Here is a 3,975-nt window from a genome sequence, read left to right on the forward strand (position 1 = left end):
TCCCTGGGGACTTCCGGCCGCCGGTGCACGGCACGTCAGGCGTACGCGTCGAAGGCGATGCCCGCGGGCTTCGAGTAGTTGAGCTGCCACTCGAAGTCGCCGTCCTTGATCTTCAGGGAGGCGGAGCCGAAGTTGGCGCTCACGAGCTTGTCGCGGTAACCCGCCGGGTAGCCGTCCCAGCCCACCAGACGCGGGTAGAACCAGTTGCCGGTGGCGTTCTCCGCCGGTTCGTCATTGGTGTTGGCGAAGCGGAAGCAGTGGGTCGAGGCCCCGTCCTTGTGGTACACGACCTTCGGGTGGGTACCGTCGAAGCGGATCGCCGAGCGGGCGGCCACCTGGTACGTCGAATGCTGGGACACCGACACGTACTGGACCGCGTTGTTGCTGATCCACACCACGACGTGTTCCCAGTCATGGGTGTGACCGATCGCGGCCGGACCGAGGGTCGCCTGGTCCTTCTCGAAGTAGCTCGCGTACATCACCGCGCACCAGCCGTTGTTGCACTTGGCGCGCGAGTAGGTGTTGGCGTTGGCGAGCTGGGCGGGGTCATGGCACTTGCCGTTGACATCGCCGCCGAGCGGCAGACCGGGGTTGATGGTGCCGTCCGCGCCTATCGCGGCGGTGGCGTAGCAGCCGTCACCGTCGTAGTCGTAGGCGGGGGAGAAGGTCTGATCCAGACCGCTGGCGTTCTGGGGCAGCAGGGTCAGCACATTCGCCTGGGCCTGGGCGGGCAGCGCGACGACCAGGGCCATCGCACCGAGTGCGGCGGCGAACACGGAACGACGCCGGACACGAGTGGGGGAGGTGGTGCCGGAACCTCTGGTGGGGGACAGCGGGTTACGCACGTCGACTCCTGACTCCGAACGAGACGCAGGTTGCGCTCGGTCACTTCAGGTCCAGACCTTCGCAGGCGTGCTTCGGCGGCGTCAATGACCTGGAAGGAGACGGCACTTCGCGTCCGTCGGGGTCACACATGGCGTTCACGCGGTGGTCGACGCGGGGGCTCCGCCGGGGGGTGTGGGGGTGGGTGAGGGCGGTGGGGGAGGGGTGACGCCGTCGGGTGTGGACCGGCGGCGCCACCGGTCTCGTAGAAGTCAGGACCGCCATAGGGGGCAGGCCGCCACAGGGGTCAGGCCCGGTGTAGAGGACAGACTCGGTGTAGAGGACAGGCCCGGTGTAGAGGACAGGCTCCCCCGTAGGAGTCAGGTCCCCCGAAGTGCCGAGCCCGCGCAAGGGCCAGGTCCCGCAGGAGTCGCACCCCGCAGGAGCCAGGCCCCGCCGCAGTCAGGTCCCCTCACAGGGGCCAGGCCCCGCAGGAGCCAGGCCCCCTCACAGGACCCAGGCCCCGGCAAGGCCCAGGCCCCGGCAAGGCCCAGGCCCCGGTAGGGCTCACGCCCCCGGTAGGGCTCACGCGCCGCTAAGGCTCAGTCTCGGTCGGTGAAGGCGTCGACGCCCGTGCGGTCGGCGGACAGGGTCCACAGCCGGGCCGCCTGCTCCGGGTCGATCGCCCACTCCTTGACGCCGGACCGCCCACCGCCGGCCGGAGCGGGCTCGGCGATGTCGCAGTCCTCCAGATAGACACCGCCCATGCCGTCCAGCTGGGGCGAGGCCGCCGCCCACACCTGGGTCGCCGCGCCCTGCTGCGGGGTCTTGAAGGCGTCCGGGTCGATGGGCTCGCCGTGCTCGTCGAGCCAGCCGCGCTCCACCAGTTCCCGGGGGATCAGGTGGCGCTGGAGCGGGGTGATGATGGCGCCCGGGTGCAGGGCGAAGGCCCGGACACCGCGGCCCCGCGCGAGCCGGTCGAGGTGGACGGCGAAGAGCGAGTTGGCGGTCTTGGCCTGTCCGTAGGCGAGCCACTTGTCATAGCTCTGGTGCCAGTCGATGTCGTCCCAGTGGATGCCGGACGCGTGGTGGCCGCGCGAGGACACCGACACCACCCGCGCCCCACCCGGCTCGATGGCCGGCCACAGCCGGTTGACCAGGGCGAAGTGCCCGAGGTGGTTGGTCGCGAACTGGGCCTCCCAGCCCGGACCCAGCCGGGTCTCCGGGGTCGCCATGATCCCCGCGTTGTCGATCACGAAGTCGATGGTCCGTCCGGATGCCAGGAACCGCTCCGCGAAGCCGCGCACACTCTCCAGGTCGCCCAGATCCAGCTCGTCCACCTCGACGCCGTCCAGCCCCGCCAGGGCCTCTCGCGCCGGGTCCGGTCTCCGGGCCGGTACGACGACCCGGGCGCCGGCCCGGACCAGGGAACGCGTGGTCTCCAGACCCAGACCCGAGTAGCCGCCCGTGACGACGGCGAGCCTCCCCGTCAGATCGATGCCCCGGAGCACCTCGTCGGCGGTGGTACGGGCACCGAAGCCCGACCCGATCCTGTGCTGTGCAGTGGTCATGACCGAACGCTACGGACTGGAGCGCACTCGAAGTCAACACAGGCCCCCCGGAACATGGCGGGCGAACATGGAAAGCCCCGACCGTGACGGGGGAACCACGGTCGGGGCGGCTCAGATGTGGGCGCACATGGCGGTCGCCTCCCGGCGCGGGGCTCCACAGGGCTTCAGCCGAACGATCGTCCCTGTGGGCGAATGATGAGGCCCGGGGTCACTGTCCCACGCACACCCACAGTTGCTTCAACGGAGAACCACCCCTGGCTGTTCCCGCCCCCCGATCCGGCCCTCCGGTGAGCTGCGTCACCGTACCCCGGCGGGTACCCGCCCCTCCCGCGTCCAGGCCAGCAGTTCCTCCCGCGACCAGGTGGTGACCACCCGTTCGGCGGGCACCCCGCACTCCTCCGCCCGCGCGCACCCCAGGATCTGCCAGTCCAGCTGGCCCGGCGCGTGGGCGTCGGTGTCGATGGAGAACAGCGTGCCCGCCGCCACGGCCCGGCGCAGCAGCGGCCGGGGCGGGTCGAGCCGCTCGGGCCTGCTGTTGATCTCCACGGCCGTCCCGGTCTCGGCACACGCGGCGAACACCTCGTCCGCGTCGAACCGCGACGGGGGCCGGGGCTGCCCGCCGTCCCGCCCGATCAGCAGCCGCCCGGTGCAGTGCCCGAGGATGTCGGACCGCGGATCGCGTACGGCGGCCACCATCCGCCGGGTCATCGCGCGGGCGTCCATCCGCAGCTTGGAGTGGACCGACACCACGACCACGTCGAGCCGCTCCAGCAGCTCGGGCTCCTGGTCCAGCGAGCCGTCCTCGTTGATGTCGCACTCGATGCCGGTGAGCAGCCGGAAGGGTGCCCAGGTCGCGTTGAGGGCGTCGATCACATCGAGCTGTTCGCGCAGCCGCCCGGGGCTGAGCCCGCGTGCCACGGTCAGTCGCGGAGAGTGATCGGTCAGCGCCGCCCACTCATGGCCCAGCGCGGCGGCCGTACGCCCCATCTCCTCGATCGGGCTGCCGCCGTCCGACCAGTCGGAGTGCAGATGGCAGTCGCCGCGCAGCCGTGCCCGCAGCTCCCGGCCCCGCTCGGGACGCGGCTCGGCCGCAGCCTCGTCCTCCAGTTTGGCCAGATAGCCCGGGACCTGCCCGGCGAGCGCCTCCTGGGCCACCTGGGCGGTCTTCGGGCCGACGCCCTTGAGTTTCTCCAGCGTCCCGGCCGCCGCCCGCTGCCGTACCTCGTCCGGACCCAGGCCGGTGAGCACCCGGGCGGCGGTACGGAAGGCACGGACCCGGTAGGCGGGGGCCAGCGACCGCTCCAGCAGGAAGGCGATCCGCTCCAGGGCCTCGACGGGATCCATCGCCACCTCCTGCCCCCAGGGTTCCGCACCACGGGGAGCGGCGCACGGCGGAGGGGGAGGGGACGCCGAAGGGATGAAGAGAGGGCGGGCCCGGATCAGGCCCGCCCAGCTCGGATCCCGCCCCCCGGGGGGTTCCCCACCCGCGCCCTCGGCCTATAGGTCCCGCGGGAATCGGTCGTAGGCCTAGTAAATTACGGACTTTAATAGAGCCGCCGTTTGCGAACCCGCCTACCCGTGG

The 3,975-nt window shown here is 71.4% G+C and carries 3 protein-coding genes; all 3 read right to left on the minus strand.

Features of this window, described 5'->3' with window-relative positions; translation table 11 throughout:
- Positions 1–35: 35 nt before the first annotated feature.
- Positions 36–752, minus strand: coding sequence for an NPP1 family protein (locus ACFXAZ_RS15415; RefSeq protein ID WP_384590351.1), 717 nt, complete (start codon positions 750–752; stop codon positions 36–38).
- A 672-nt stretch (positions 753–1,424) separates the two neighbouring features.
- Entirely contained in the window at positions 1,425–2,393 is a 969-nt protein-coding gene (locus ACFXAZ_RS15420; protein ID WP_384590121.1) for an SDR family NAD(P)-dependent oxidoreductase, read from the minus strand.
- 297 nt (positions 2,394–2,690) lie between these two features.
- Entirely contained in the window at positions 2,691–3,737 is a 1,047-nt protein-coding gene (locus ACFXAZ_RS15425) for a PHP domain-containing protein (protein WP_384590124.1), read from the minus strand.
- Positions 3,738–3,975 lie beyond the last annotated feature (238 nt).

It is taken from the genome of Streptomyces sp. NPDC059477 (assembly GCF_042749375.1).
Taxonomy (GTDB): Bacteria; Actinomycetota; Actinomycetes; order Streptomycetales; family Streptomycetaceae; genus Streptomyces.